Below are 25,868 nucleotides of genomic sequence, written 5' to 3' on the forward strand. Positions count from 1 at the left end.
TCGGTTGACGACCCTCGCCCCCGCGGGCGACGATTGTCGGGGTCAGGACTCTCGCTTGCTCGCCCTCGCCGCGCTGGTGTTCGCCCGTCTCTCGTTCGCCGCGCCGCCGGTCGACTTGACCTGGCAGGCCCCGCGCGAGTGCCCGACCGCCGTCGTGGTGACCGACATGGTCGCCGGGCTGTTGCGGCAGCCTGCCGGCGACCTCGGGCCCGGCCGCGCCGTCGCCCGCGCGACCGTCACCCGCGGAGCGGCTGGCTGGGAGCTGCGGCTCGAGCTGCACGGGCGCGGCGGCGACTATCGCCGGACCGTCCGCGCCGAGACCTGCCAGCTGCTCGCGCGGGCCACCGCCCTCCTGATCGCCATCCACCTCGACCCCCTGGCCGTCACCCGCGGCCTGCCCGCCACCGTCGCGCCCGCGCCCCCGGACCTGTCCTCGAGGACATCCACGTTCCTCCCGCCGAGGACCGCCCCGCCGGCCGACCTGTCCCCGAAGACATCACCGGCCTCGCCGCCCGATCCGTCGCCGAGGCCGACCCCGCCGGTCCTGCCGCCCGACTCGCCCGGGCACCCCTGGCCCTCGCCCGACCTGTCCCCGCAGACAGCTGGCGCGTCGTCCTCCGACATGTCCCCGAGGACAGGCGCCGCGTCGTCCTCCGACCTGTCCTCGCAGACAGCCCGCGGGTCGCCGTCCGACCTGTCCTCGCAGACAGCCGCCGCGGTCCCCGCCCCGCCGGACCTGACCGCTGCGAGCGCCGCCATCGTCCCGGCTCCGTCCGACCTGTCCGCCTGGACAGACCCGCCCTCGCCCGCGCTCGCGGCCCCGCTCCAGCCGATCGGCCCCGCTAGCCCGCAGGTCCCCGAGGACATGTCCGAAGAGACAGCCTATCTCGAGGCCGCCCCTTCGCCGCGGCCCGCGACCCGGCCGCCCGTCCTCGGCCACCTCCGCCTCGAGGGCGGCCTCGACGTCGGCGTCCTCCCCGCGGCCGGAGCCCTCGCCGGAGTGTTCGGCGGCGTCACCTGGCCGCGCCTGCGCCTCGAGGTCGGCCTCGTCGGCGCACCGCTGCGGGTCCGCTCGGTCCAGGGCGACCGCCCCGGCGGCCGCTTCGACCGTCTCGCCGCGGTCGTGCGGATCTGCCCGACCTGGCACCCGCGCCCGCTCCTCGCCGTGCACCTGTGCGCCGGCGGCGAGGTCGGGGCGCTCCGCGGCGTGGGCCTCGGCGTCGACGTCCCGCGCCCCCAGTGGGCGCCCTGGGCCAGCCTCTTCCTCGGCCCGGCGCTGCGCTGGCGCGTCACCGGCGTGGTCGGCCTGTGGCTGGGCGTCGAGGCCCTGGTCGCCCTCAACCGCCCGATCTTCACCGTCCAGGCCGGCGAGGAAGAGGTGTTTCGCGGCGGCCGCGCGGGGGTGCGCGCCTCGTTCGGCCTCGACCTGCAATTCGGCGCACGGAATCGCTGACCCGCGGAGACAGACCCGATCGTGCCGCTCTCCCAGGCAGCTCCCCCCGACTTCGCCGCCGTCTACCGGGCGAACTACGGCTTCGTCTGGCGCACGGTGCGGCACCTCGGCGTCGATCCGGCCCGGGTCGACGACGCTGTCCAGGACACCTTCCTCGTCGTCTACCGGCGCCTGCCCGAGTTCGCCGGCCGGGCCGCCCTGCGCACCTGGTTGTTCGAGATCGCGCGGCGGATCGCCAGCCGCTACCGCCGCAGCGCTGCCCGCGAGGAGCCGCGGCGCTGCGCCCTGAGCGAGGCCGAGCTCGTCGCGTCGGCGGCCGAGGCTCCGCTCGCGCAGGCCGAGGCCGCCGCGATCCTCCAGGGCTTCCTCGACGGCCTCGACCGCGACCAGGCCGTCGTCTTCGTCATGACCGAGCTCGAGCAGTGGCAGGCCCCCGAGATCGCGGCCGAGCTCGGCGTCAACCTCAACACCGTCTACTCGCGGCTGCGCGCCGCTCGTCGCGAGCTCGACCGCATGGTCCGCCGCCTCGACGCCCGCGACCGCCGGGCCCGCCCGCGCCGCGGCGCCCAGGTGCTCGCGGCGCTGGTGATGGTCGGCCCGCCGTGGCCGCCACCGTGGCGCCTGGCCGCCCCGCGCGACGCACAGGTCGTCTCGGACATGTTCTCATGGACATGGCCGATCGATCCCAGCGCGACCCCGACTGTCCTCGCCGCCGGCAGCCCGGCCTTCGGCCTGTCGCTCGCCGGCGTCGGCCTCGGCGCCGTGCTGGTGTTCGGCCGCCCCGCGCCGCCCGAGCCCGTGCCTCCCGTAGCCGCCGCCGCCCGCGAGCCCGCGCCCGCGAGCGCACGCACCGGCGCCCTCCTCGCCGCCGAGCAGCCTTCGCCGCCGATCGAGGTCGCGGCCGCCGTTCTCGCCCCACGCGCCGCCGACCGAGCGCTCGACGGCATCGGCGCCCCGCACGGCCTGCCGACCACCCGCCCCGTCGGGCCCTCGCTGGCCGCCGAGGTCACGCTGCTCGAGTCGATCCGCGCCGCCCTCCTCGCCGCCGACGACCGCACCACCCTCGAGCTGGTCGCGCGTCACCAGCAGCGCTTCCCGGCCGGCGTGTTCGTCGAGGAGGCCGCCGCCGCCGCCATCGAGGCCCGCTGCCGCCTCGGCGAGCACGACCGCGCCCGCCGCGAGGCCGCCGCCTTCGTCGCCCGCTGGCCCGCCTCCGCCCTGGCCGCCCGGGTGAGCGCGCTGTGCCGCTCCTGATCGACGCCCGCAGGACCTCCGCCCAGCGACCCGGTCCAGAGCGACGTGAGCCCTTCAGGACATGTCGAATGGGAAATGTCTAATAAGACATGACCTATCAGACATATACAAAGCTCATGCCGCTCCTGAGCGAGGCCCGCAGGACCTCCGCCGAGCGACCCCGGCCCAGAGCGACATGAGCCCTTCAGGACATGTCGAATGGGAAATGTCCAATCGGACATGACCCATCAAACATGCCGCTACTCGACAAGACCTACTCGAGCAGCGCGAGCAGGTCGTTGCGGGTGATCGCCGCCGCGCCCGCTGCGTCCTCGAGGGCCGCCTGGGCGATCGCCCGCTTGCGGGCCTGGAGGGCCAGGATTCGCTCCTCCACCGTCTCCTCGGCGACCAGGCGGTGCACGATCACCGGGCGCTCCTGGCCGATCCGGTGGGCGCGGTCGGCGGCCTGGTCCTCGACGGCGGGGTTCCACCACGGGTCGAGCAGGAACACGTGGTCGGCCGCGGTCAGGTTCAGGCCGGTGCCGCCGGCCTTGAGCGAGATCAGCATCACCGGCGGCCCGTCCGGGTCCTGGAAGCGCGTCACCACCCCGGCGCGGTCGCGCGTCGAGCCGTCGAGGCGGCAGAACGAGAGCCCTGCCGCCCGCAGCCCCGGCTCGCACAGGTCGAGCAGGCTGGTCCACTGCGAGAACACCAGCGCCTTGTGGCCCTCGGCGATCGCCTCGGTCAGCGTCTCGAGCAGCAGCTCGAGCTTCGACGAGCGGCGGGCCGATTGGCCCGGCACCAGCGCCGAGTGACAGGCCGCCTGGCGCAGGCGCAGCAGCGCCTCGAGGGCCGCCAGCACCCCGCCGCCGGCCTGCAGCTGGGCCACCACTTCCTCGTGCGTGGCCGCGCGGACCGCCTCGTACACCGCCCGCTCGCGCGCGTCGAGCGTGCAGCGCAGCACCACCTCGGTGCGCGGCGGCAGCTCGCGCGCCACCTCTTGCTTGCGCCGGCGCAGCACGAACGGCGCGATCCGCCGCCGCAGCAGCCGGGCCGCCGCCTGGTCGCCGTCGCCGATCGGCCGGCCGAAGCGCTCCTGGAAGTCCGCGCGCCCGCCGAGCAGCCCCGGGTTGATGAAGTGGATCTGGCTCCACAGCTCGTCGAGGCGGTTCTCCACCGGCGTGCCCGTCATCGCCAGCCGCCAGCCGACCTGCAGGCCGAACGCCGCCCGCGCGACCTGGCTCTCGGGGTTCTTGATCGCCTGCGCCTCGTCGAGGATCACCGCGTCCCAGCGCTCGCCGGCCAGCGCCTCGGCGTCGAGCCGCAGCAGCGCGTAGCTGGTGAGCGTGAGGTCGGCCTGCGGATCGAGGCGCCGCTTGGGCCCGTGGTACACGCTGACCCGAAGGCCAGGTCGGAACTTCTCCGCCTCCGCGGCCCAGTTGTGCAGCACGCTGGTCGGCGCGACCACCAGCGTCCGCCCCCGCACCGCGCACAGCGCCTGCAGCGTCTTGCCGAGGCCCATGTCGTCGGCGAGCAGCGCCCCGAGCCCGGCCTCGCGGAGGAACGCCAGCCAGTCGACCCCGCGCCGCTGGTACGGCCGCAGCTCGACCTGCAGGTCGGCCGGCAGGCGCGACTCGGGGATCGCCTCGAAGCCCTCGACCAGCGCCGCCAGCCCGGCCAGCTCCGGCGGCGGCGGGTGGTCGAGCGCGCGGCACAGCTCGGCCAACGCCGGCCGGGTCCAGGCCGCCGGCTCGCCGCCCTGCTCGCGCGCGGCCAGCAGCAGCGCCACCTCCGACCCGAACCGCGACAACCAGTCGACCGGCAGCGGCGCCACCCCGCCGTCGTCGAGCACCACTTCGCTCGCGCCCGCCTGCCACGCCTCGAGCACCCGGCGCGCGTCCGCCTTCGAGACATGTTCCAAAGAACCTGTCTCGAAGGCAATGCCCAATCGGCCACCCTCGCCGGCGACCACGCGGGCGTGCAGCGGCCCCTTGCGCACGAACTCGCGGTGCGACTCGCCGACGACCTCGCCGCCGTCGAACCCGCGCATGGCCTCGGCCAGGCCGACCGCCAGCGGCCCGACGGCGCTGGTCGTGCGCCCGAACTGCAGCCCGAGCTCGGCGAGCCGGCGCACCAGCGACGCCTCGGCCAGGGCGTCGCGGCGCGGCACCTCGCGCCCGCGGATCACCAGCCGCCCGGCCTCGACCCGCGCCGCCTCGGGCGTCCCATAGACCAGGACCGGAAGGACAGACATCCCCGTGCCCGCGCGACCGACCTCGAACACCACCCGCGGGCGCGCGTCGGACAGCACCGGCAGGCGGTCGGTCTTCTCGCGGAAGCCCTTGACCCGCGCGCGCAGGGCCGGGATGGCCTCGGCCACCAGCTCGCCGGCGCGCTCGGGCGGGAAGTGCAGCCCGGTGCGCAGCTCGGCCGCCTCCTTGGGCCCGATCCCGCCGTTGTCGAAGCAGCGCAGCACGTCGCCGCACAGCACCACCCCGCTGGCCGCGAACACCTCGGTGATCGTCGGGTCGCGGACGATGTACAGGCGGAACCCCTTGCCGCCCTCGAACGCCGCGACCCGCCCGTGGTAGCCGGCCGGCTCGGCCCCGGCGGTGATCTTCTTGCCGTCGAGGGTGATGTCCTCGCAGCCGGCCAGCGCCGGCAGCAGCTTGCGCGTGATCACCGGCGCCAGCCCGCCGCGCTTGTAGATCCCCAGCGCCCCCTCGGCCTCGAGGTCGGCCGCGGTCGCCACGATCCCCGGGCCCTCGACCTTGCCGCCGGTGATCGCCCCCAGGCTGTGGCCGAGCGGCGTCTCCTTGCCTTCGGGACCTGTCCCTTCGGACACCCGCACTCGCACCAGCTCGAGCCCGCCCTCGGCCCGGCGGAAGCGGTAGCCGACCCGGCCCGCGCGCTCGCTGCCCCGCGGCATCGCCTCGCCGGCCTCGACCGCGCGCTGCAGGGCGATCGCCGCCGCCGCGACGTGGAAGCAGCACTCGCCGGCGTCGTCGCAGTCGCAGCTCCACTCGGCGTCGCCCGGGTACAGCGCGACCGTCGGGCTCTTGCCCGCGCCCTTGACCGCCACGCGCAGCACGACCTCGTCGCGGTCGCGCCGGACCCCCGCGACCGCCCCGGCGCGCGCGAGCTCGACCCCGCGCGACCAGTCCCGCGGCGTGCACGCGGCGCGCACCGCATCGAGGAGGGCTCGCACGCGCGGTCGCCTAGCACGACCGGGCTGCGCTGTCAGCCGCCCGCCCGTCCCTGGCCGCAGAAGCCGCGCCAGAGGCCCCGGCGGCGCCTCCGCTGCGGCCTGGCGCTCGCACCTGCCCCCGCGACCAGGCGCGAAGGGGGCGCGTTGCGCCGGGCGCGGCTCCGAATTTAACAGCGGCGAAAGGTGCCGCCTCGCGCGTCATCGACGAGTCTCATTCGCGGACGGCCGGACCTCGCCGACCCCCCGCGTCCCTCCTCCAGGGACCTCGCGCGCGCCGGTTCCTCTGCATCCCGCTCGCCGACCCGGCAGCGCGCCGCGCACGTGGGGCAACGCGGGCAACGGGAAGCTGCCGCGCTCGCATGGCCGCCGACCATCACCGCCATCCTCGACCCAGCGTAGGGGCAACGCGAAGCTGCCGCGCTCGCATGGCCGCCGGCCCATCACCGCCATCCTCGACCCCGCGTAGGGGCAACGCGAAGCTGCCGCGCTCGCATGGCCGCCGGACCATCACCGCCGAAGCCATCCTCGACCCCGCGTAGGGGCAACGCGAAGCTGCCGCGCTCGCATGGCCGCCGGCCCATCACCGCCGAAGCCATCCTCGACCCCGCGTAGGGGCAACGCGAAGCTGCCGCGCTCGCATGGCCGCCGGACCATCACCGCCGAAGCCATCTTCGACCCCGCGTAGGGGCAACGCGAAGCTGCCGCGCTCGTATGGCCGCCGGGCCTCGACGCCGCGTCGCTCGCCGGCGACGACCCTTCGCCTCTCACGTTCGCCCTCACTCGAGCAGCCGCCGACGACTCACCGCCGGCCCAAGGGCCCTTCGCCCGCGCGTCACACGCCGACACTCTGCGCTTCACGTCGGTCGCGGCTCGGGCAGCCCCGGCGGCAGGCGCCCCAGCGCGAGCGGCTGCAACGGCGACATCGGCGGCGTGCCCACGCGCTGACGCCACGCCTCCGGCCCGAGCGGCTGGATCACGTCCCCACGGGCGCGGCAAGCCGCCAGCGCCGCGTCGAGCGTGGCCGGCTCACACGGGTGCAGCACCACCAGCGGACCTATCGCCCCCGCGTGGGCCGGCGGCGGCTCGATCGGCGGCGCGCGCAGCAGCGCCGGCGCGAGGTACGTGCGCGGCTCGCCGGGGCGCTCGAGCTGTCCTCCGGGACAGAGCACCCTGGCCCCGGGGACAGCCGACCACGCGGCCAGGGCGACCTTGTACACCTCGGCCAGCGCCGGCTCGACCGGCCCGGCGAACATCTCCGGGTCGTCGGGCGGCCCGAACGCCGCCCCGACCCACAGCCGGTGCAGGTGCCGCTCGAGCCGCTCGAGCGGCCCGGCGACGAACGCCTGCACGATGCGCCGCGGATCGGCCCCGCCGCGGCGCAGCCCCGACAGCGCCAGCGCGTACGCGGCCAGCTCGCGGTCGGCGTCGGCGTGGACCGCAGCCACGCGCGGCCGCGCCGGCGTCACCCCGACCAACTCCCACCCGCGCGCCTCGTCCGGGCCCGCCTCGCCGGCCGCGCCGATCGTCAGCGCCTCGCCGGCCTGCTCGCGCGACAGCTCGTCGCGCAGCTCGGCCAGCAGCTCCGGCACCACCGCGCTCGCCCCGACCTCGACCTCGAGGTGCACGCGCCGGCCCTGGCGCAGCAGCGTGCTCACGATCAGCAGGCTCTCGAGCGGCTGGTCCTTGCGCTCGCACACCCGCGCGGGCGGCCCTCCGAGCCCGTGGAAGCGCCGCTCGCGGAGCGCCCACAGCCCGCGCTGGACCTTGCCGATCGCCTTGTGCCGGTCCCACGCGACCATCCCGTGGGTGCGCGCCAGCGCCTCGCCGATCGCGTCGGCCCGCGCCGCCAGGAGCCCCAGCAAGGCGACCTGGCGCGCCCGCGCTGCAGCGGCGATCCGCTCGGGCTTCAGGCTCACCAGCACCCGCTATACCACGCCGAGCCGGCCCGCGCGGGCTCACAGACGCGCTCGCGCCCACCGGCCGGCATGCGCCGACCTGCGTCGTCGCCCGGTGTCTTCCTCGGTCCGGACCTCGCGCTCGGCTCCGCCAGCGATCGGCCAGCGATCTTGCAGCGCCCATCACTCGGCGCCAACCTCATCGCTCGGTGTCTTGCGAAGTTCGGCTCGGCTCCGGCAGCCACCGACCTCGAGACATTCAGCCGTCGCATCGCTCGACGTCTGGCGAAGTTCGGCGCCCGCGCTGAGCTCCGGCTGCGACCGACCTCGAGATCTCCTGCGATCCATCGGCGCCCGTCGCGCTCAGCCTGCTCGAGCGGACAGGCCCCTTAAAACATGTCCCCAGGAGCATGCCCCTACGAGCATGCTTTTTAAAGCACCTGCCTCAAGGGCCAGGCGGCTCGGCCAGCAGCCCGCGCAGCAGGCTGGCCACCTGCGGCTTGGCCTCGCGGGTGCGGACCTGGACCTCGTCGTGGCTGAGGCCGACCTGGCTGGCGGCGTTGGTGACCACGCCGACGCCGCACACTGCAGCGCGGTGGGCCGCGGCGAGGATCGCCTCGTAGGTGGTCGACATGCCGACGACCTGGCCGCCGAGCGCGCGCAGGGCCGCGGTCTCGGCCGGGGTCTCGTACTGCGGGCCGCGGGCGTGGGCGTAGACCACCTCGGCCAGCTTGCTCGCGCCGAGGCCGGGGTCGATCGCCTGCAGGCGGGCGCGCAGGTGCGGGCTGTAGAGCTGGCTCATGTCGATGAAGCGGGCGCCGACCAGCGGGGTCGGGCCGAACAGGTTCATCTGGTCCTTGAGCAGCACCACCTGGCCGGTGCGCAGCGCCGGGTCGAGCCCGCCGACGGCGCAGGTCAGGCACACGCCGCGGGCCCCGTTGGCCAGCATCGCCCACAGCGGCGCGGTGACGACGTTGATCGGGTGGCCCTCGTAGGGGTGGATCCGGCCGGTCTGCACGCACACGCGCAGCTTGCCGATGGTGCCGAACACCAGCGCGTTGCCGTGGCCGGCGACGGTGGGCACCGGCAGGCCGAGGCCGCGCAGCGGGATCGAGCCCTCCACCGTCATGCCGAGGCCGTCGGGGCCGTCGCCGGCCATGCCGACGAAGCCGGAGCCGGACACCACGACCCAGTCGATCGAGGCGCCCTCGAGGCGCTCACGCAGGTGTTCGGCGGCGCGGTGGTAGTGCGGGTCTTCGGAGTGGAGCATGCGAGGCCAAGCTCTACAGGCTCATCACCGCCAGCACAACGCCGAGCGCGATGCCGATGGTCACGCCGATGCCGACCGCGATCATCGTCGTCCGCGTCGCCCCGCTCGGCGGCGAGCCGCCCGCGGCGCCCGTCGGCGTCTTCTTCTGCTCCTGCCGGATCTTCTCGTTGATCTCCTCCGGCGAGCGCAGCTCGACGTCCGCGTGACGCGGCGGCACCTGCCCGCCGAGGCGCTTCGAGATCTCGGTGAGGCCGACCTTGAGCTCCTCGAACGACGGGCGCACGTCGGGCCGGCGGCTCATCATCCGCCGGCACAGGTCGGACAGCGCCTCGTCGAAGCCCTTGATCTCGTACTTGAGCTCGGGCCGCTCCGAACGCAGGTGGCGGCGCACCACCGCGGTGTAGTGGTCGTCCTGGCCGCCCTTGCGGAACGGCGGGTGACCGCTGCACATGTGAAACAGCGAGCAGCCGAGCGCATAGACGTCGGCGCGCGCGTCGACCTCCTTGCCCATCGCCTGCTCGGGCGCGAGGTAGTCCGGCGTGCCGACGAACACGCCCGTGGCCGTGATCGACAGGTCCTCTTGCAGCGCCTTGGCCAGGCCGAAGTCGGTCACCTTGACGATGCCGGTCGACGTCACCACCAGGTTCGACGGCTTCACGTCGCGGTGCACGACGCCCACGCGCTGGGTCTCGGCGAGCCCGATCGCCGCCTGACGGATGACCTCCGCCGCGTCGCCCGGGTGCAGCGCGCCCCGCTTCTTCAGCATCGCGCCGATGTCCTCGCCGTCGAGGAACTCCATCGCCAGGAAGGGCCGGTCCTCGTGCTCGCCGATGAAGTACACCGCCACCACGTTGGGGTGATTCATCTGCGCCAGGGCCTTGCCCTCGCGGAGGAACCGCGTCTTGAACTCCTCGGACTCGCGGTGCTTCTTGCCGAGGATCTTGATCGCCACCCGCCGGCCGAGACCGGCGTCGACGCCCTCATAGACCTCCCCCATGGCCCCCTTGCCGACGAGGCCTTTGACCTTGTAGGGGCCGATCTGGGTCGGAACCGACGACATCGCCCGTCCAACCTAGCACGGACCGCGCCGGCGCCGCTACGTTGCGAACAAACGGCCCCTACCGGCGTTCCACGCGATCCCGCGGGCCTCGCGGCGCCCCTTCGGCGCCGGCGCAGTCTCCGGCCCGCGCACCCCGGCGACCGCCCTCACAGGCCCACGCGAGCCCCCAGGGCGCCGCAAGCCCCGCGACGGCCCGGCGCGCGGGTCGGCCGCACGCGCATCAATCGCGATGAAAGCCCGGCTCGGCCGGGTTTTCGAAGCGCGTCATGTGCTTGATGAACATCAGCGGGACCTCGCCGATCGGCCCGTTGCGCTGCTTGCCGATGATGATCTCGGCCTGGTTCTCGACCTTCTTCTTCTCATCCTCGGTGGCCGCGTAGCGCTCGGCGCGGTAGATGAACATGATGACGTCTGCATCCTGCTCGATGGCGCCGGACTCGCGCAGGTCCGACAGCTGCGGCCGGTGATCGGCGCGCGTGTCGACCGCGCGATTGAGCTGGGACAGCGCCAGGACGGGCATCCGCAGCTCTTTGGCCATGGCCTTGAGGCCGCGCGAGATCTCGCTGATCTCCTGCTCGCGCGAGTCGTAGCGAGCCTTGCCGCCGCGCGCGAGCTGCAGGTAGTCGACGATGATCATCCCGAACTGGCCTTCGATGCCCGGGAAGATGCTCTTGTCGTCCTTGAAGCGACGCGCGCGCGCGCGCATCTCGAGGATCGACGGCGCCGCCTGGTCGTCGATGTAGAACTTGCTCTGGGCGATCCGCGACGCCGCGCTGGTCATGCGGATCCACTCTTCCTCGAGATAGTTGCCGGTGCGCAGCTTGCCGGCGTCGACGCGGGCCTCGGCACACAGGACGCGCTCGACCAGCTGGCTCGCGCCCATCTCGAGCGAGAAGAACAGCACCGGGTGCATCACCGGCCTCTCGCCGTCGGGCAGGCCGTCGAAGCGCTGCGGCATGATGCAGGCGCTCTGCGCCAGGTTGAGCACGAACGCCGTCTTGCCCATCGACGGGCGGGCCGCGATGATCACGAGGTCGCCCGGCTGCAGCCCGCCGGTCATGTGGTCGAGCTGCGTGAAGCCGGTGGGCACGCCGGTGATCGGGTTCTTCCGCTTGGCGCGCTCGGAGATCTGGTTGAACACCTGGATCAGCAGGTCGCGCGACGACACGTAACCGGTCTTGCGCCCGCGCTCGTTGACCTCGAGGACCCGCTTCTCGGCCTGGTCGATGAACTCCTCGGGGCTCTCGAGGTCGCCCATCCCCTCCTCGGCGATCTCCTTGGTGATGACGACGAGGTTGCGGATCGTCGCCGTGCGCCGGACCATCTCCGCGTGGTGGGTGATGTTGCGGCTGGTCGCGTAGCGGTCCGCGAGCCGCGTCAGCGCCTCGATGCCGCCGACCAGCTTGAGCTCGTCGCTGGCCCGCAGCTGCGCCTCGAGCGTGACGGTGTCGATCGGCTCGCGCTTCTCCGACAGCGCCCGCATGGCCCGGAACACGGCCTGGTGCGCCGGGACGTAGAAGTCCTCCTCGCGCACCACGTCGAGCACGTCGAGCAGCGCCTGATCGCCGCGCAGGATGATGCCGCCGAGGATCGCCGCCTCGGCCTCGCTGTTGTGCGGGAGAGTGCGTCCAGCCATCGCCAGCCCCGGAGGATGCCCGAGCCGCGCACCTCCTGTCGAGGCCACGCGGGCAGCGCAACTAGTGCGACAGCGGGCCCGCCGGCAACCACGCGGCGGGCTTGCCGGCGAGGAAGCCCGGCATGCTCGAGCCGGGCGCGCCGAGCTTCAGCCCGAGCTCCGTCAGCACCTCGCGCACGCGCCGGGCGCTCGGATCGTTCGGCTTGTGGTGGCAGCGGAGATCGAGGAGGCCCGACAGGAAGGCGGCGGTGTCGTCGGCGAGGTAGACCAGCGCGTCCTCCTCGTGATCCCACATCACCCACGGCAGCCCGACCTTCAGGTCGACGTAGCGCCCGTACGCGCTGCCTCCGCCGTCCATCGCCACCACGAAGAACTTCGGCGCGTGACAGTCCAGATGCTCCGCGGGCATCGGCGCGAGCTCGAACATCAGCCGCTCGAGGTCGTCGTAGAACTGCGAGTCGGCGTCGGCCCGGGCGATCACGCGGCGCAGCGCCTCGTCGGGCGGCAGGCCGAGCGCGTCGTAGTCGGCGAGGTAGTGGCGATCCATCGGCCCAGACTTTCACGCCGCGGCCGGCCGTGGCAAGGTGACCGCATGCGCTTCGTCCTCGTCGCCCTCGCCGCCCTCGCGTTGCCCGCCTGCGCCGGCAAGCTGGAGAAAGCCACGCGCACCCAGGCCGCCGCCGACTTCAAGTGCGACGCCGACAAGCTGAAGGTCCGCGGCGACGAGGTCTACGGCAAGTACCACGTCGCCGGCTGCGGACAGAAAGGCGTCTACTCGGCCCAGTGCCTCATGGGCGACTGCAGCGCCCAGCGCCTCCAGGGCGAGTAGCGGCGCGCCGCCGAGAAAGCGACGAGGGGCCCGCATCGCGGACCCCTCGCCTTCGACTCACGCGACCGACCCGCGGCGGGCCGGCGCGGCGCTCACACGCCGACCACGTTGACGCGGATCGTCTCGGTGATGTCGCCGCTGAAGCGCACCGGCACCTCGTAGGTGCCGATGTTCTTGAACGGCTCGTCGAGCTTGATCAGCTTGCGGTCGATGGTGATGTTCTGGTTGGCCAGCGCCTCGGCGATGTCCTTGGTGGACACGGAGCCGAACAGCTTGCCCTCGGCGCCCTTCTTGCGGGCGATCGAGACCGACACGCCCTTGAGCTTCTGCGCCATCGCCTTGTGCTCGGCGAGCACGCGCGCCTGCTCGGCGGCGATCAGGCGCTTCTGGTGCTCGAGCTGGGCCATGTTGCCGCGGGTAGCGGCGAGCGCCAGCCCGCGCGGGATGAGGTAGTTGCGGCCGTAACCCGGGCGCACCTTGACCACCTCGCCGGCGCGGCCGAGGCCGGGGACGTCGCTGCGGAGGATGAGTTCCAACATGAGCGAAAAACCTTTCTGTCCTCGGAGATCAGGCCACCGTGTACGGCAGCAGCGCGAGCATGCGCGCGCGCTTGACCGCCTTGGTGATCTGGCGCTGCTGCTTGGCCGTCACGCCGGAGATCCGGGCGGGGACGATCTTGCCGCGATCGGTGAGGAAGGCGCGGAGCAGCTGCGGGTTCTTGTAGTCGATGACCAGGGTCTTGTCGCTGGCGAGCAGCGAAGCACGGCTGGCCTTGCTCGGGCGGGATGAAGTCTTCTCGTCGCTCATGGCTTAGCGCCTCCTCTCCTCGTCGTCGTCGCCGTCGTCGGAGACGAAGCGATCCTCTTCCTCGCGCACCGGCTCCGGCTGCGGCTCCGGCTCGGGCGGCGGCTCGGCCACCGCCTGCAGCAGGTCCTCGGTGATCTCCGAGGGCCGCGCGTCGGGGTCGACGTCGTCCTCGACCCGCACGGTGTAGTAGCGGAGCACGGACTCCGCGATCTGCAGGTTGCGCTCGAACTCGTGGACGATGTCGGAGCCGCCGAGGAAGCGCCAGTACAGGTAGATGCCGGTCGGCGAGCGCTTGATCGGGAAGGCCAGCGTACGGCTGCCCCAGTTCTCGATCTTGATCAGCCGCGCCGAGTACTTCTCGAACACGCCCTGCATCTTGTGGACGAGCTCGAGGATCCCGTTCTTGTTGACGTTGGGCCGAAGGATGATGACGGTCTCGTACTCGCGCTTGGTGCCCTTGCGCGACTGGACCGACACGACCTGGCCGACTGTGTTTTCGGACATGTAAGTCTCCTTGTGGACTTGCTGGCCCCCCACCATGGGGAGCAAGGAGAGGCCCCGCGGGGCCCTTGCCGTTCGCCGCGCCTCCGGGCCCGAAGACCCGACGGCAGAAAAAGCGAACGGCCCGCCCGGAACATCCGGACGGGCCGCGAGGTGTACCCCCGAACGCGTCCCCCTGCAAGAGGGCCGCGGGGCCTGAATCAGCTGCCCGAGGCCAGCTTGAGCAGGGTCGGGGCGATCACGACCGCGACGATGGTCATGAGCTTAATCAAGATGTTGAGGCTCGGGCCGGCGGTGTCCTTGAAGGGGTCGCCCACGGTGTCGCCGATGACGGCCGCCTTGTGCCGGTCGGAGCCCTTGCCGTTGTTGCCCTCCATCGACATGTCCTTCTTCTGGTCCTCGACCTGCTTCTTGGCGTTGTCCCAGGCGCCGCCGGCGTTCGACATGAAGATCGCCAGCATCACGCCCGACACCAGGGTGCCGGCGAGCAGGCCGCCGAGCGCGAAGCGCGACCACAGACCGACGACCACCGGCGAGATGAGCGCCAGGAGGCCCGGGGCGATCATGCGGCGGATCGACGCCTGGGTGCTGATGGCCACGCAGCGCTCGACCTCGGTCTTGCTGCCGGCCTCGAGCACCTGCTTCTCCTCCTCGGCGGTCAGGTCGCGGCCCTCGTGCTCGGCCTTGGTGACCAGGCTCAGCGCGGAGCGCAGCACCGGGATCTCGCGGAACTGCCGCCGGACCTCGGTGATCATGTCCATGGCGGCGTTGCCGACCGCCTTCATCGCCATCGCCGAGAACAGGAACGGCAGCATGCCGCCGACCAGCAGGCCGATGAGGACCTCGGGGTTGGTGAGCATCAGCTCCTCGCCCGGCTTGAACGCGACGTTGCGGTAGGCCGCGAACAGCGACAGGGCGGCCAGCGCGGCCGAGGCGATGGCGAAGCCCTTGCCGATCGCCGCGGTGGTGTTGCCGACCGCGTCGAGGTTGTCCGTGCGACCGCGCACCTCCGGCGGGAGGCCGCTCATCTCGGCGATGCCGCCGGCGTTGTCGGAGATCGGGCCGTAGGCGTCGACCGCCAGCTGGATGCCGGTGGTGGAGAGCATGCCGAGCGCCGCCAGAGCCACGCCGTAGAGGCCGGCGAAGTCGTTGGCGACGTAGATCGCCGCGGCGATCAGGAAGATCGGGATCGCGGTCGACTCGAAGCCGACGCCGATGCCGGCGATGATGTTGGTCGCCGGGCCGGTCTTCGACTGCGCGACGATGCTGTTCACCGGGCGCTTGCCCTTCGAGCAGTAGTAGCCGGTGATGAGGCCGATGAAGACGCCGGCCACCAGGCCCGCGACGATCGCCCACATCAGGGCCATGGTAGCGATCGGGGCCGCGCCGTGCTCGAGGATCATCGGCGTGCCGTTGGCCGCGGCCGACTTCACGCAGTAGTCGATGATCAGGTACGAGATCGGCAGCATCACGAAGGCCGCGCCGAACGAGCCGGTGTCGAGCGCCACCTGCGGGTTGCCGCCCTCCTTCGTGCGCACGAAGAAGGTGCCGAGGATCGAGACGACGATGCCCGCGCCGGCGATGAGCAGCGGCAGGATCGCGGCCTCGAGCTTGCCCGACACCGCGACCGCGCCCAGCACCATGGTGCCGAGGATCGCGCCGATGTACGACTCGAACAGGTCGGCGCCCATGCCCGCCACGTCGCCGACGTTGTCACCGACGTTGTCGGCGATGGTCGCCGGGTTGAGGAAGTGGTCCTCGGGGATGCCCGCCTCGACCTTGCCGACCAGGTCGGCGCCGACGTCGGCCGCCTTGGTGTAGATGCCGCCGCCCACGCGGGCGAACAGGGCGATCGACGAGGCGCCCATCGAGAAGCCCGCCAGCAGGTTGACGACGCGGGTCAGCTCGAGCGCCTTGCCGTCGACGTCCTGGAGCGCGTCGAAGTGGCCGAGGTAGAACAGGAACAGCGCGCCGAAGCCGACCAGGCCGAGGCCGACCACGCACATGCCCATCACCGCGCCGCCGCGGAACGCCACCGACAGCGCCGGCGACAGGCCCGTGCGCGCCGCGGCCGCGGTGCGCACGTTGGCGCGGGTCGCCACGCGCATGCCGAAGAAGCCGGCCAGCGCCGAACACAGCGCGCCCGACACGAACGACAGGCCGATCATCGGCGACGAGGTCGCCGGGTCGGCCGTCAGGATCAACAGGCCCGCGATGACGACGACGAAGATCGCGAGGACCTTGTACTCGGCGGCCAGGAAGGCCATCGCGCCGCGGAAGATCTGCTCGGCGATGCCCTTCATTCGCTGGTTGCCGGCGTCCTGGCGGGTGATCCAGGCCGTCGTGAAGAACGCGTACAGCAAGGCTAGAGCGCCGGCCGCCGGCACGGCGTACAGCAAGTTTTGGATCGGCGTGTCCACTGGGGGGAGTCCTTCCTCGGGCCCCAAGGGCCGGGAAACTGGTTCAGGCCCGGATGGGCCGGGAAATTTGTCCGGGCCGAGAGGACCGGGAGCTTGGGCTGGGAGAGCTGGCGGTAACCGCCAGGGTCAGGTGGTGTTGAACTTGTTCATCGCCGTGACCACGCCTTCGCGGGTCACGCTGGTGATCGCCGCGACGGCTCGTTCGAGCAGGTCGTCGACGATCGGCCCCTCGTCGGGGCGGAAGTCGGACAGCACGTGATCGGCGACCTCGCCGTGCACGGGCCTGCCGACGCCGAGACGGATCCGCAGGAAGTCGCCGTTGCCGAGCAGCTGCAGGATGTCACGCAGGCCATTGTGCCCCCCGTGACCCCCGCCCTTCTTGACCGCGAGGCGACCGAGCTGGAAGTCGACCTCGTCGTGGATGACGAGGATCTGCGCCGGCGGCACGCGCAGGAACTGAGCCGCCGGCACGACGCTCTGGCCGGACCGGTTCATGAAGGTCTGCGGCTTCAAGGCCACCACGCGCGAAGAGCCGGTGCCGAGAGTGGCGACTTGCGCCTTCCACTTCTCGGACCAGCTCGGCGAGCTCGTGGCCTTGTCGCACCAGGCGTCGACCGCCATGAAGCCGATGTTGTGGCGCGTGCGCGCGTACCGGGCCCCGGGGTTCCCGAGGCCCACGAGGAGCCATGGCGCCTGGTCGGCCATCTGCGCGCGCCCTCAACATCGGCGGTGGTGGCTCACTTCTTCTTGGCGTCCTTCGCCGGGGCGGCGGCCGCCTTGGCGGGCTCGGCCTTCTTCGCCGCCGCGGGCTTCTTGCCGGCAGCGGCGGCCTCGGCCCCCTCTTCCTTCTTGGCCTTGGCGGCCTCGACGGTGACGAGCGGGATGTTCGGGTTGTCGAGCAGGCGGCCCTGCGGGAACTTCACGTCGCGCACGCGCAGCGTCTGCCCGCCCTCGAGCGGCGTCACGTCGACGACGAAGCTGGTCGGGACGTCGGCCGGCTTGACGGCGACGCGGACCTGGCGAGCCATCGTCTTCAGCGTGCCGCCGACGGCCACGCCCGCGGCGCGGCCGGTGAACTCGAGCGGCAGCTTGACCTCGAGCTCGCGGTTCGGGTCGACGCGCAGGAAGTCGACGTGCAGGACGTTGTCGCGGACCAGGTCGAGCTGGCGGTCGACGATGACGCACGACTCGACGCGCTCGGGCTTGCCGTCCTCCTGGACGCGCACTGCGAACCAGGTGTTGCGCTTGCGGGCCGGGTCGACGGCCTTGCGCAGGGCCAGCGGGTCGAGGGCGATGGTCACGTGCTCGCCGCCGTGGCCGTAGATCACGCCGGGGATCTTGCCCGAGGCGCGGAGCTTGTGGGCTTCGCCCTTGCCGGTGCCGGTGCGGACCTGGACCGTGATTTCGCGTTGCTGATTCATGGTGATTGTCTCGCTTCTCTCGTCGGGTCCCCTGTGCGGGACCCTTGTCTCGCCGCCGGGTGGGAGCCACACCATCGGGCTCGCCGCCGGTTGGGCAGAGGTCGTGGTCGTCAGTAGAACAGGCTCGAGATCGAGTCTCCGTGGTGGATGCGCTTGACCGCCTCGGCGAGCAGCGGCCCCAGGCTGACGACCGTGAGGCGGTCGCAGCGGGCCAGCCGGTCCTCCTGCGGGCAGCTGTTGGTGACCCAGATCCGCTTGATGACGGACTTGTTGATGCGCTCCATCGCCGGGCCCGAGAACACGCCGTGGGTGGCGACCGCGTAGACCTCGGTCGCGCCGGCCTTGAGCACCGCCTCGGCCGCGTTGCACAGCGTCCCGGCGGTGTCGATGATGTCGTCGACGAGGATCGCCCGCTTGCCGGACACGTCGCCGATGAGGTGCATCACCTGGCTGACGTTCGGCCCGTCGCGCCGCTTGTCGATGATCGCCAGCGGGCAGTCGAGCAGCTTCGAGTACAGCCGAGCCCGCTCGACGCCGCCGGCGTCCGGCGAGACCACCACGACCTCCTGCCCCCGCAGACCCTCGAGCTTGAGCAGGTCGCGGAACACCGGCGTCGCCACCAGGTGGTCGAACGGGATGTTGAAGAAGCCCTGGATCTGGCCGGCGTGCAGGTCGACCGCCAGCACGCGGTCGGCCCCGGCGGCGGTCAGCAGGTCGGCGACCAGCTTGGCCGAGATCGGCGTGCGCGGCTTGACCTTGCGGTCCTGGCGGGCGTAGCCGAAGTACGGCATGAGCGCGACGATCGAACCGGCGCTCGCCCGCTTGAGCGCGTCGATCATGATGAGGAGCTCCATCAAGTTGCGATTCGGCGGCGAGCAGGTCGACTGCATGATGAAGCAGTTGACCCCGCGCACGTTCTCGCCGATCTCGACGAAGATCTCGCCGTCCGAGAAGCGCTCGGCGCGGGCCCTGCCCTGCGAGATGCCGAGGTGGTCGCACAGCTCGGCGGTGAGGGCCGTGTTCGAGTTGCCGCCGAAGATCGTGAAGGTCTTGTTCAAGCGCGGGTCCTCGTCGAAGGTCAGCGGAGAAGAATTGGGGCGGTAGGATTCGAACCTACGAATGGCGGAACCAAAAACCGCTGGCTTACCACTTGCCGACGCCCCAGTATTTGTTCAGCCCCGTGGGGCCGGAAGAACGGGTCCCGAAGGACCAGGTCGAGAGAATTGCCCGTGCTCTGAGGATCGCAGGAGCGCCCCCCAGGGCGCGCGCTTTATAGGATTAGCCCAAAGGCGCTGTCAACCGTCCCACCGGCGCCCAGCCCGACGCTCCCAGCCTCGGGCGACGTAGGCGGGGTCACACGAGCGGCCGAGTCCGTCGCGCCGCCTGCGCCTGCCCCTGACGACCTGGTCCGAGGGCCTCGCGGCGGGTGTTGTGAATTGGGGGCCCCCAGGCCGCGGTCTGCGTCGCGGACGCCCCGCGAATCACGTGAGTTCTCTTGCTCGGCAGCGGGGCACAAAGCGGGTGGGACCCGGGGTCTCCGCTGCATGCGAGGGTCCCGCTTTGTCCCACAGGCACCTTTACCCATGTGCTAGGTTGCGGGCCTCGCAGGAGACGACCAAATCCCATGTCGCCCACGCTGAAGTCTCACGGACGATCGCGCCGCCTCGCCGGCCGCGCCGGACGCACCCTCGCCCTGTTCACCCTCTGCGGCGGCCTGACGATCGCCCCGCTCGCCGCTGACGCCGCGCCGGCGGCGGATCCTGCGCCAGCCAAGACCGCGGCCAAGAAGCCGGGCAAGGGCGGTCTCGGCTTCGACCTCCCGGTCCAGGAGTTCACGCTCGCCAACGGCCTGCGCGTCTACGTGGTCGAGGACCACTCGACCCCGGCCTTCAACATGACCCTCCTGTACGACGTCGGCTCCCGCGACGAGGTCCAGGGCCGCACCGGCTTCGCCCACCTGTTCGAGCACATGATGTTCGAGGGCAGCAAGAACGTGCCGCCGATGGGCCACCTCACGTTCGTGCAGCGCGTCGGCGGCAACAACAACGCCGGCACCAACTACGACATGACCGTCTACTACAACAACCTGCCGAGCCAGTACCTCGAGCTCGGGTTGTGGCTGGAGGCGGATCGCCTGCGCTCGCTCGAGATCACCGACGCCAACTTCGAGAACCAGCGCTCGGCCGTGAAGGAAGAGAAGGCCATGCGCATGGACAACGTGCCCTACTCGGCCGCCGTGCAGAAGTGGCTGTCGGCCGCCTGGGCCGGCACCGGCTACGGCCACGAGGTCATCGGCAGCCTCGAGGACCTCAACGCCGCCAAGACCGCCGACGTGCAGGCGTTCTTCGACAAGTACTACGCGCCCAACAACGCGGTGCTGGTGTTCGTCGGCGACGTCGAGCTGAACGACCTCAAGGCCAAGGTCGAGAAGTACTTCGGCGACATCAAGAAGGGCCCGGACCGCACGCCCACCGCGGCCGGCCAGGTCGACCGCAGCAAGCCGATGGAGACGGTCGTCGAGGACCCCCTGGCCCAGCAGTCGCTGTTCCTGCTCGGCTGGCACACCGTCGGCGCCAACCACCCCGACCGCTACGCCCTCGACCTGCTCGGCAACATCCTGCTGGTCGGCGAGTCGGCGCGGATCCCGAAGATCCTGCAGGACGAGAAGAAGCTGACCGCCTTCAGCGGCGGCCAGCACTTCTCCCTGCGCGACACCGGCCTGGTGTTCATCCAGGCCATGCCGAACAAGGACGTCAAGTTCGACGCGATCAAGCAGGTCGTGCGCGACGAGGTCGCCAAGATCCAGAAGAGCGGCATCACCGCCAAGGAGCTGCAGAAGGCGATCAACAAGAAGGTGATGGACACGGTCGAGACCCTCGCCACCAACGCCGGCCGCGCCAGCGAGATCGCCCAGGGCGCGCTGTTCCACAACGACCCCAAGGCCATCCTCACCGACCTGGAGAAGTACCAGCAGGTCAAGCCCGCCGACATCAAGCGGGTCGCCACCGAGTACCTGGGCGCCAACTGGCTGACCCTCGAGATCAACCCCGGATCGACCGGCGCGCCGATGATGGGCCCGGGCTGAACAGCGCTGACCTCAAGGACAGGAGCCAAAGACCATGTTCACGCGCACCACGCATTCCTTCGCCACTGCCCTCGTCGTCGCCGCTCTCGCCGCCCCCGGCTGCGGCAAGCCCAAGGGCGAGACCACGCCGCCCACCGACACCAAGCCGGTCGAGGCGCCCCCGGTCGCCGACAAGCCGGCGCGGGTCTACCAGGACCCGCCGCCGCCGACCGAGCCGCGCGAGGTCCAGTTCCCCGACCTGCAGAAGATCCAGACCAAGAACGGCCTCGAGATCTACGTCGTCGAGAACCACGAGGTCCCGCTGATCACGGCCCAGCTGGTGGTCAAGGCCGGCACCATGGACGACGAGCAGCTGGCCGAGATGACGGCCAACATGCTCGGCGAGGGCACCAAGACCCGCACCAAGGCCAAGATCGACGAGGAGATCGAGTTCGTCGGCGGCAGCCTCGGCGCCGGCGCCGGCATCCACGACACCAGCGTCTTCACCCAGGTGCTGAAGCGCGACATCAAGCTGGCGCTGACGCTGATGGCCGACGAGGTCGTGAACCCGGCGTTCCCGCCGGCCGCGCTCGACAAGCTCAAGGAGAAGGCCAAGACCGGCCTCAAGGCGATGAAGGCCAACTCCGACGTGCTCGCCGACCAGCTGTTCGACATGGCAGCCTACCCGTCGGGCCACCCGTACGGCCGCCCGCTGCCGACCGAGGCGCAGATCGACGCGGTCACCGTCGACGCGGTCAAGAAGTTCCACGACACCTTCTACCGCTCGAACAACAGCTACCTGATCCTCTCGGGCGACATCACCCTCGCCGAGGCCGAGAAGCTCGGCAACGACGTGTTCGGCAAGTGGAAGCCGATCGAGGGCCAGGCGCCGACCAACCCGCTGAACGGCTTCAAGTCGTACAAGCACCCGCCCAAGCTGATCGTGCACCTGGTCAATCGGCCAGGTTCGGCGCAGTCCGACATCCGCGTCGGCAACCTCGCGCTCGCGCGCAAGAACCCCGAGTGGATCAAGCTCGACCTCGCCTCCGACATCCTCGGCGGCGGCTCGACCGGGCGCCTGTTCCTCGACGTGCGCGAGGAGAAGGGCCTCACCTACGGCATCTACACCAAGATGGAGCCGGGCGTCGCCCCGGGCACCTGGCGGATCTGGACCAAGACCAAGACCGCCACCACCGGCGAGATGCTCAAGGCCATCTTCGGCCACATCAACAAGATGCGCGACACCGACGTCACCCAGAAGGAGTTCGAGGACGTCACGCGCGAGGCGATCGGCAGCTTCCCGCTGAGCATCGAGACCGCCGACCAGGTCGCCGGCCGCGTGCGCACGATCCTCACCTACGGCCTCCCGAACGACTACTACAAGACCTACCGGGACGAGGTCCGCAAGGCCCAGATCGCCGACATGAAGGCGATGTCGCGCAAGTTCATGAACGACGTCCCCGTCGTGATCGTCGTCGGCCGCGCCGACAAGACCGAGCAGCAGATCAAGGACGCGCTGCCCGACGCCACCATCGTGCACTACGACACCGACCTCAAGTGCCTCGAGAAGGACACGACCTTCTGCGCCGCCAACAACGCCCTCGCGGCCGCGACCGCCGCGCCGGCACCCGCGCCCGCCCAGGCCAAGTAATCGACCGCAGCGGCGGCTCGTGATAACCCCAAGGGGGCCCCGCGGAAGCGCGAGGCCCCCTTCGTGCGTACGGGGCTCGCTCACGCCGCTGGCCCGAGCACCGGAGCTCCCCTCCGGGACTCGATTCACGGCCATCCGAGTACTCGTCACGGCCCTCCGGGCCTGCTCGCTTCACGGCCCCTCCGGCCCTGCTCGCTTCACGGCCCTCCGGCCCTGCTCGCTTCACGGCCCTCCGGGCCTGCTCGCTTCACGGCCCTCCGGGCCTGCTCGCTTCACGGCCCCTCTCGGCAGGAGACAACCATCATGTGCGGCATCATTGGTTACACCGGCGCTCGTTCCGCCGTCCCGCTCCTCCTCGGCGGTCTGCGTCGCCTCGAGTACCGCGGCTACGACTCCGCGGGCGTGGCCGTCCCCTCGCTCACCGGCGGCTCCGTCCAGCTCGCGCGCTGCGAGGGCAAGATCGCCGCTCTCGAGAACACGCTCGAGAAGAACCCGCTCTCCGGGCCGTGCGGCATCGGCCACACCCGCTGGGCCACCCACGGCCGCCCGTCCGAGCTCAACGCTCACCCGCACCGCGCCGGCGACGTCGCCGTCGTCCACAACGGCATCATCGAGAACCACGCCGAGCTGCGCGCGCGCCTGCAGGCGGCCGGCTACCAGTTCTCGAGCGAGACCGACACCGAGGTCATCGCCCACCTCGTCGCCCACGAGCTCAAGGAGGGCGGCGACCTCCTGCAGGCGGTCGTGCGCGCCACGACCCAGCTCGAGGGCGCGTGGGCGATCGCAGTCGTCCACCAGAAGCAGCCCGACACCATCGTCGCCGCGCGTCACAGCGCCCCGCTGCTGCTCGGCCTCGGCGGCCCCGGCGTCGGCGAGGACAGCCCGGCGGCCGAGAACTTCGTCGCCAGCGACGTCTCGGCGATCTTGCAGCACACGCGCGTGGTCGTCGACCTCGAGGACGGCGACCTCGCCCGCGTGACGCCGACCAGCTTCGAGATCGTCGACGCCCACGGCAAGCCGGTCCAGCGCCCGCGCCGGCGCGTCGAGTGGAGCCCGGCCGCGGCCGAGAAGCAGGGCTTCCGCCACTACATGGTCAAGGAGATCCACGAGCAGCCGCGGGCGATCCGCGACACCATGCTCGGCGCCGGCGTCGTCGCCGACGACGTGCGCTTCGACGGCCTCGACCTGCTCGGCGGCGACCTCGGCGCGTGCGCGCGGATCGTCATGCTCGCCTGCGGCACCAGCTTCCACGCGGCCCTCATCGGTCGCTCCTTGATCGAGAGCCTCGCGCGGATCCCCGTCGAGGTCGACATCGCCAGCGAGTTCCGCTACCGCGACCCGATCGTGCGCAGCACCGACCTCGCGCTGGCGATCACGCAGTCGGGCGAGACCGCCGACACCATCGCCGCGCTCAAGGAGGCCAAGCAGCGCGGCGCGCAGACCCTGGCGATCTGCAACGTCCTCGGCGCCAACATCAGCCGCGTCGCGGACAAGGTCCTCTACACCCACGCCGGCCCCGAGATCAGCGTCGCCTCGACCAAGGCGTTCACCACCCAGCTGACCATGATGGTGCTGCTGGCGATCCACCTGGGGCGGCGCACCGGCCACCTCGGGGCCGAGCGGGCGCGCGCGCTGCTCGACGGCCTGCAGGACCTGCCCGCGCACATCGACAACCTCCTGGCCGCCAGCGCCGCGATCCGGATCGTCGCCCGCCGCCATCAAGGCGCCCGCGACTGCCTCTTCCTCGGCCGCGGCCTGTGCTACCCGGTGGCCCTCGAGGGCGCGCTCAAGCTCAAGGAGATCAGCTACATCCACGCCGAGGGCTACGCCAGCGGCGAGATGAAGCACGGCCCGATCGCCCTGGTCGACCACACCATGCCGGTCGTCGTCCTCGCCCAGCGCGGCCCCGGCTACGGCAAGGTCCTGTCCAACCTCGAGGAGGTGCGGGCGCGCGGCGGCAAGATCATCGCCGTCGCCACGCTCGGCGACCACACCATCGGCGACCTCGCCGACGACCTGATCCTCGTCCCCGACGTCGCCGGCGAGCTGCAGCCGATCCTCGCCAGCATCCCGCTCCAGCTGCTCGCCTATCACTTCGCCGACCTGAAGGGCACCGACGTCGACCAGCCGCGCAACCTCGCCAAGTCGGTCACCGTCGAGTGACCGCGGCCCGGGGCCTCACCCGCGCGCCGGCGGCCGCTCCATCCGCCAGAACCGGACCCCGCCGAGGTTGGTGAGGTCGTGCTCGCCGACCACCTGGTAGCCGTGACGCATGTACAGCCGCTTGGCCGGCTCGCGGTCGGTCTCGAGGTAGCACGGCAGCCCGGCCGCGTCGGCGCGGGCCGACAGCGCGCCGAGCAGCGCCGAGCCGAGCTGGCGCCCCTGCAGGGCCGGTTCGACCCCGAGCACCGCGAGGAAGAAGTGCGGCGCGTGCGGGTGGTGGGTGCGCAAGAACTCGTCGAGCCGCAGCAGCCGGACCAGCGAGCGCGGCCCGGTGCTGAGGCCCGCGAGGATCATCGGCAGCTGCGCCCGCCCGCGCGGCTTCTGATCTGGCCCATAGGACAGGCTCACCGCCGCGATCGTGCCGTCGACGCGGATCGCCTCGACCGTCCCGCTCAGCTGCGCCATGCCGGCCAGGCCGCCCATCAGGCGGGTCGCCCGCGCCAGGCGCTTCGCGCGGTCCTCCCCGAGCGTGGCGATCATCCCCGGGTTGTCGCAGAACGCCCGCCCGAGCGGTCCTCGCAGCTCGGCCGCCGCGCCGGCGAAGGCCTCGACCCGCGGCTGGGTCACGGCGCGCCCCCGCGGGTCCACACGCCCGACTTTCCGCCTGACTTTTCGACCAGGTAGACCGACTCGATCGTCATCCCGCGATCGATCGCCTTGCACATGTCGTAGATCGTCAGCGCCGCGGCGGCCGCCGCCGTCATCGCCTCCATCTCGGGGCCGGTGCGGTCGACGGCGCTGACGCGGACGGTGGCGCGGACGCCGGGGAGGTCGGGCTCGAACACGAAGTCGACGTCGATCCCGGTCAGCCGCACCGGGTGGCACAGCGGGATGAGCTGCGGCGTCTGCTTCGCGCCCGCGATCGCGGCCAGGCGGGCCACCGCGAGCACGTCACCCTTGCCGATCTGGCCCTCGCGGATCCGCTCGAGCGTGGCCGGGGCCATGCGCACGCGGGCCTCGGCCACCGCGCCGCGCGCCGTCTCGGGCTTGTCGGTCACGGCGACCATGCGCGCCGCCCCGGAGGGGTCGAAGTGGGTCAGGGGCTCGGCCATGGCCGAGGCTAGCGCCCGCCGAGGCGAGGTCGTGCGTCGGTAGGTCCGCTCAAGCTCACACGCCTGTGGTCGGGCCCCGCGCGCCGAGATTTGCCGACTCCGGCGAGGAAACGGCTAGAGCCGCGAACGACCTCGTGATATCTCT

21 protein-coding genes and 1 tRNA gene are annotated in these 25,868 nt (G+C 71.8%); 6 read left to right on the forward strand and 16 right to left on the reverse strand.

Annotated elements, in window-relative coordinates; translation table 11 throughout:
• Positions 1–4: 4 nt before the first annotated feature.
• Both O0S08_RS28405 and O0S08_RS28410 read left to right on the forward strand, forming a co-directional pair.
• Entirely contained in the window at positions 5–1,453 is a 1,449-nt protein-coding gene (locus O0S08_RS28405; RefSeq protein ID WP_269032469.1) for a hypothetical protein, read from the forward strand.
• A 21-nt stretch (positions 1,454–1,474) separates the two neighbouring features.
• Complete coding sequence (locus tag O0S08_RS28410) at positions 1,475–2,707, forward strand: RNA polymerase sigma factor (RefSeq protein ID WP_269032470.1); 1,233 nt, start codon at positions 1,475–1,477, stop codon at positions 2,705–2,707.
• Positions 2,708–2,960: 253 nt separating this feature from the next.
• On the opposite strand, the gene O0S08_RS28415 is transcribed toward O0S08_RS28410, so the two are convergent.
• The 6 genes from O0S08_RS28415 to O0S08_RS28440 form a co-directional block, all read right to left on the reverse strand.
• Positions 2,961–5,894 carry a DEAD/DEAH box helicase gene (locus tag O0S08_RS28415; protein ID WP_269032471.1) on the reverse strand — a complete coding sequence of 978 codons (2,934 nt, stop codon included), beginning with the start codon at positions 5,892–5,894 and terminating at the stop codon, positions 2,961–2,963.
• Positions 5,895–6,748: 854 nt separating this feature from the next.
• A complete protein-coding gene (locus O0S08_RS28420) occupies positions 6,749–7,810 on the reverse strand; it encodes an aldehyde dehydrogenase family protein (RefSeq protein WP_269032472.1) in 1,062 nt (353 codons plus the stop codon).
• A 424-nt stretch (positions 7,811–8,234) separates the two neighbouring features.
• A complete protein-coding gene (locus tag O0S08_RS28425; RefSeq protein WP_269032473.1) occupies positions 8,235–9,059 on the reverse strand; it encodes a purine-nucleoside phosphorylase in 825 nt (274 codons plus the stop codon).
• 13 nt (positions 9,060–9,072) lie between these two features.
• Positions 9,073–10,119 (reverse strand): serine/threonine-protein kinase, encoded by a 1,047-nt coding sequence (locus tag O0S08_RS28430; protein ID WP_269032474.1) that lies wholly within the window; start codon positions 10,117–10,119, stop codon positions 9,073–9,075.
• Positions 10,120–10,339: 220 nt separating this feature from the next.
• On the reverse strand, positions 10,340–11,755 hold the full coding sequence (gene dnaB / locus O0S08_RS28435) for a replicative DNA helicase (RefSeq protein WP_269032475.1): 1,416 nt from the start codon (positions 11,753–11,755) through the stop codon (positions 10,340–10,342).
• Positions 11,756–11,816: 61 nt separating this feature from the next.
• On the reverse strand, positions 11,817–12,302 hold the full coding sequence (locus O0S08_RS28440) for a hypothetical protein (protein WP_269032476.1): 486 nt from the start codon (positions 12,300–12,302) through the stop codon (positions 11,817–11,819).
• Positions 12,303–12,347: 45 nt separating this feature from the next.
• Here O0S08_RS28440 and O0S08_RS28445 point away from each other — a divergent pair, with 45 nt between their 5' ends.
• Positions 12,348–12,584 (forward strand): hypothetical protein, encoded by a 237-nt coding sequence (locus tag O0S08_RS28445; protein WP_269032477.1) that lies wholly within the window; start codon positions 12,348–12,350, stop codon positions 12,582–12,584.
• 92 nt (positions 12,585–12,676) lie between these two features.
• Here the strand turns inward: O0S08_RS28445 and rplI are convergent, their stop codons facing one another.
• From rplI to O0S08_RS28485, 8 genes are all read right to left on the reverse strand, one after another.
• On the reverse strand, positions 12,677–13,123 hold the full coding sequence (rplI, locus tag O0S08_RS28450) for a 50S ribosomal protein L9 (protein ID WP_224193273.1): 447 nt from the start codon (positions 13,121–13,123) through the stop codon (positions 12,677–12,679).
• A gap of 28 nt (positions 13,124–13,151) precedes the next feature.
• Positions 13,152–13,391 carry a 30S ribosomal protein S18 gene (rpsR, locus tag O0S08_RS28455; RefSeq protein WP_096332290.1) on the reverse strand — a complete coding sequence of 80 codons (240 nt, stop codon included), beginning with the start codon at positions 13,389–13,391 and terminating at the stop codon, positions 13,152–13,154.
• Positions 13,392–13,394: 3 nt separating this feature from the next.
• Positions 13,395–13,895: a 30S ribosomal protein S6 gene (gene rpsF, locus O0S08_RS28460; RefSeq protein WP_269032478.1), complete on the reverse strand. Its 501-nt coding sequence runs from the start codon at positions 13,893–13,895 to the stop codon at positions 13,395–13,397.
• Positions 13,896–14,092: 197 nt separating this feature from the next.
• On the reverse strand, positions 14,093–16,312 hold the full coding sequence (locus O0S08_RS28465; protein WP_269032479.1) for a sodium-translocating pyrophosphatase: 2,220 nt from the start codon (positions 16,310–16,312) through the stop codon (positions 14,093–14,095).
• Positions 16,313–16,438: 126 nt separating this feature from the next.
• Positions 16,439–17,017, reverse strand: a complete 579-nt coding sequence (gene pth, locus O0S08_RS28470; protein ID WP_269032480.1) for an aminoacyl-tRNA hydrolase — start codon at positions 17,015–17,017, stop codon at positions 16,439–16,441.
• 32 nt (positions 17,018–17,049) lie between these two features.
• A complete protein-coding gene (locus tag O0S08_RS28475) occupies positions 17,050–17,733 on the reverse strand; it encodes a 50S ribosomal protein L25 (protein ID WP_269032481.1) in 684 nt (227 codons plus the stop codon).
• 110 nt (positions 17,734–17,843) lie between these two features.
• Positions 17,844–18,791 (reverse strand): ribose-phosphate diphosphokinase, encoded by a 948-nt coding sequence (locus O0S08_RS28480; protein WP_224193268.1) that lies wholly within the window; start codon positions 18,789–18,791, stop codon positions 17,844–17,846.
• 34 nt (positions 18,792–18,825) lie between these two features.
• Positions 18,826–18,897 (reverse strand) — tRNA-Gln (locus tag O0S08_RS28485).
• Positions 18,898–19,357: 460 nt separating this feature from the next.
• On the opposite strand from O0S08_RS28485, the gene O0S08_RS28490 reads away from it, so the two are divergent.
• The 3 genes from O0S08_RS28490 (at position 19,358) to glmS (ending at position 24,611) form a co-directional block, all read left to right on the forward strand.
• Complete coding sequence (locus O0S08_RS28490) at positions 19,358–20,818, forward strand: M16 family metallopeptidase (RefSeq protein ID WP_269032482.1); 1,461 nt, start codon at positions 19,358–19,360, stop codon at positions 20,816–20,818.
• A gap of 34 nt (positions 20,819–20,852) precedes the next feature.
• On the forward strand, positions 20,853–22,448 hold the full coding sequence (locus O0S08_RS28495) for a M16 family metallopeptidase (protein ID WP_269032483.1): 1,596 nt from the start codon (positions 20,853–20,855) through the stop codon (positions 22,446–22,448).
• Between the two features lie 303 nt (positions 22,449–22,751).
• On the forward strand, positions 22,752–24,611 hold the full coding sequence (gene glmS / locus O0S08_RS28500) for a glutamine--fructose-6-phosphate transaminase (isomerizing) (protein ID WP_269032484.1): 1,860 nt from the start codon (positions 22,752–22,754) through the stop codon (positions 24,609–24,611).
• 15 nt (positions 24,612–24,626) lie between these two features.
• Here glmS and O0S08_RS28505 read toward each other — a convergent pair whose 3' ends face one another.
• Positions 24,627–25,238: a GNAT family N-acetyltransferase gene (locus tag O0S08_RS28505; RefSeq protein ID WP_269032485.1), complete on the reverse strand. Its 612-nt coding sequence runs from the start codon at positions 25,236–25,238 to the stop codon at positions 24,627–24,629.
• Positions 25,235–25,723 carry a cyclic pyranopterin monophosphate synthase MoaC gene (gene moaC, locus O0S08_RS28510; RefSeq protein ID WP_269032486.1) on the reverse strand — a complete coding sequence of 163 codons (489 nt, stop codon included), beginning with the start codon at positions 25,721–25,723 and terminating at the stop codon, positions 25,235–25,237. Before moaC ends, O0S08_RS28505 begins: the two co-directional genes overlap by 4 nt.
• Positions 25,724–25,868 lie beyond the last annotated feature (145 nt).

The organism is Nannocystis punicea (genome assembly GCF_026965555.1).
In the GTDB taxonomy this organism is placed as follows: domain Bacteria; phylum Myxococcota_A; class Polyangia; order Nannocystales; family Nannocystaceae; genus Nannocystis; species Nannocystis punicea.

Excerpts from the sequence above, each read along its gene's own strand:
- O0S08_RS28425 (WP_269032473.1), bottom strand. The coding sequence starts at position 9,059 with ATGCTCCACTCCGAAGACCCGCACTACCACCGCGCCGCCGAACACCTG.
- O0S08_RS28430 (WP_269032474.1), bottom strand. The coding sequence starts at position 10,119 with ATGTCGTCGGTTCCGACCCAGATCGGCCCCTACAAGGTCAAAGGCCTC.
- dnaB (WP_269032475.1), bottom strand. The coding sequence starts at position 11,755 with ATGGCTGGACGCACTCTCCCGCACAACAGCGAGGCCGAGGCGGCGATC.
- rpsR (WP_096332290.1), bottom strand. The coding sequence starts at position 13,391 with ATGAGCGACGAGAAGACTTCATCCCGCCCGAGCAAGGCCAGCCGTGCT.
- moaC (WP_269032486.1), bottom strand. The coding sequence starts at position 25,723 with ATGGCCGAGCCCCTGACCCACTTCGACCCCTCCGGGGCGGCGCGCATG.
- glmS (WP_269032484.1), top strand. The coding sequence starts at position 22,752 with ATGTGCGGCATCATTGGTTACACCGGCGCTCGTTCCGCCGTCCCGCTC.
- O0S08_RS28490 (WP_269032482.1), top strand. The coding sequence starts at position 19,358 with ATGTCGCCCACGCTGAAGTCTCACGGACGATCGCGCCGCCTCGCCGGC.
- O0S08_RS28445 (WP_269032477.1), top strand. The coding sequence starts at position 12,348 with ATGCGCTTCGTCCTCGTCGCCCTCGCCGCCCTCGCGTTGCCCGCCTGC.
- pth (WP_269032480.1), bottom strand. The coding sequence starts at position 17,017 with ATGGCCGACCAGGCGCCATGGCTCCTCGTGGGCCTCGGGAACCCCGGG.
- O0S08_RS28495 (WP_269032483.1), top strand. The coding sequence starts at position 20,853 with ATGTTCACGCGCACCACGCATTCCTTCGCCACTGCCCTCGTCGTCGCC.
- O0S08_RS28440 (WP_269032476.1), bottom strand. The coding sequence starts at position 12,302 with ATGGATCGCCACTACCTCGCCGACTACGACGCGCTCGGCCTGCCGCCC.
- rpsF (WP_269032478.1), bottom strand. The coding sequence starts at position 13,895 with ATGTCCGAAAACACAGTCGGCCAGGTCGTGTCGGTCCAGTCGCGCAAG.
- rplI (WP_224193273.1), bottom strand. The coding sequence starts at position 13,123 with ATGTTGGAACTCATCCTCCGCAGCGACGTCCCCGGCCTCGGCCGCGCC.
- O0S08_RS28475 (WP_269032481.1), bottom strand. The coding sequence starts at position 17,733 with ATGAATCAGCAACGCGAAATCACGGTCCAGGTCCGCACCGGCACCGGC.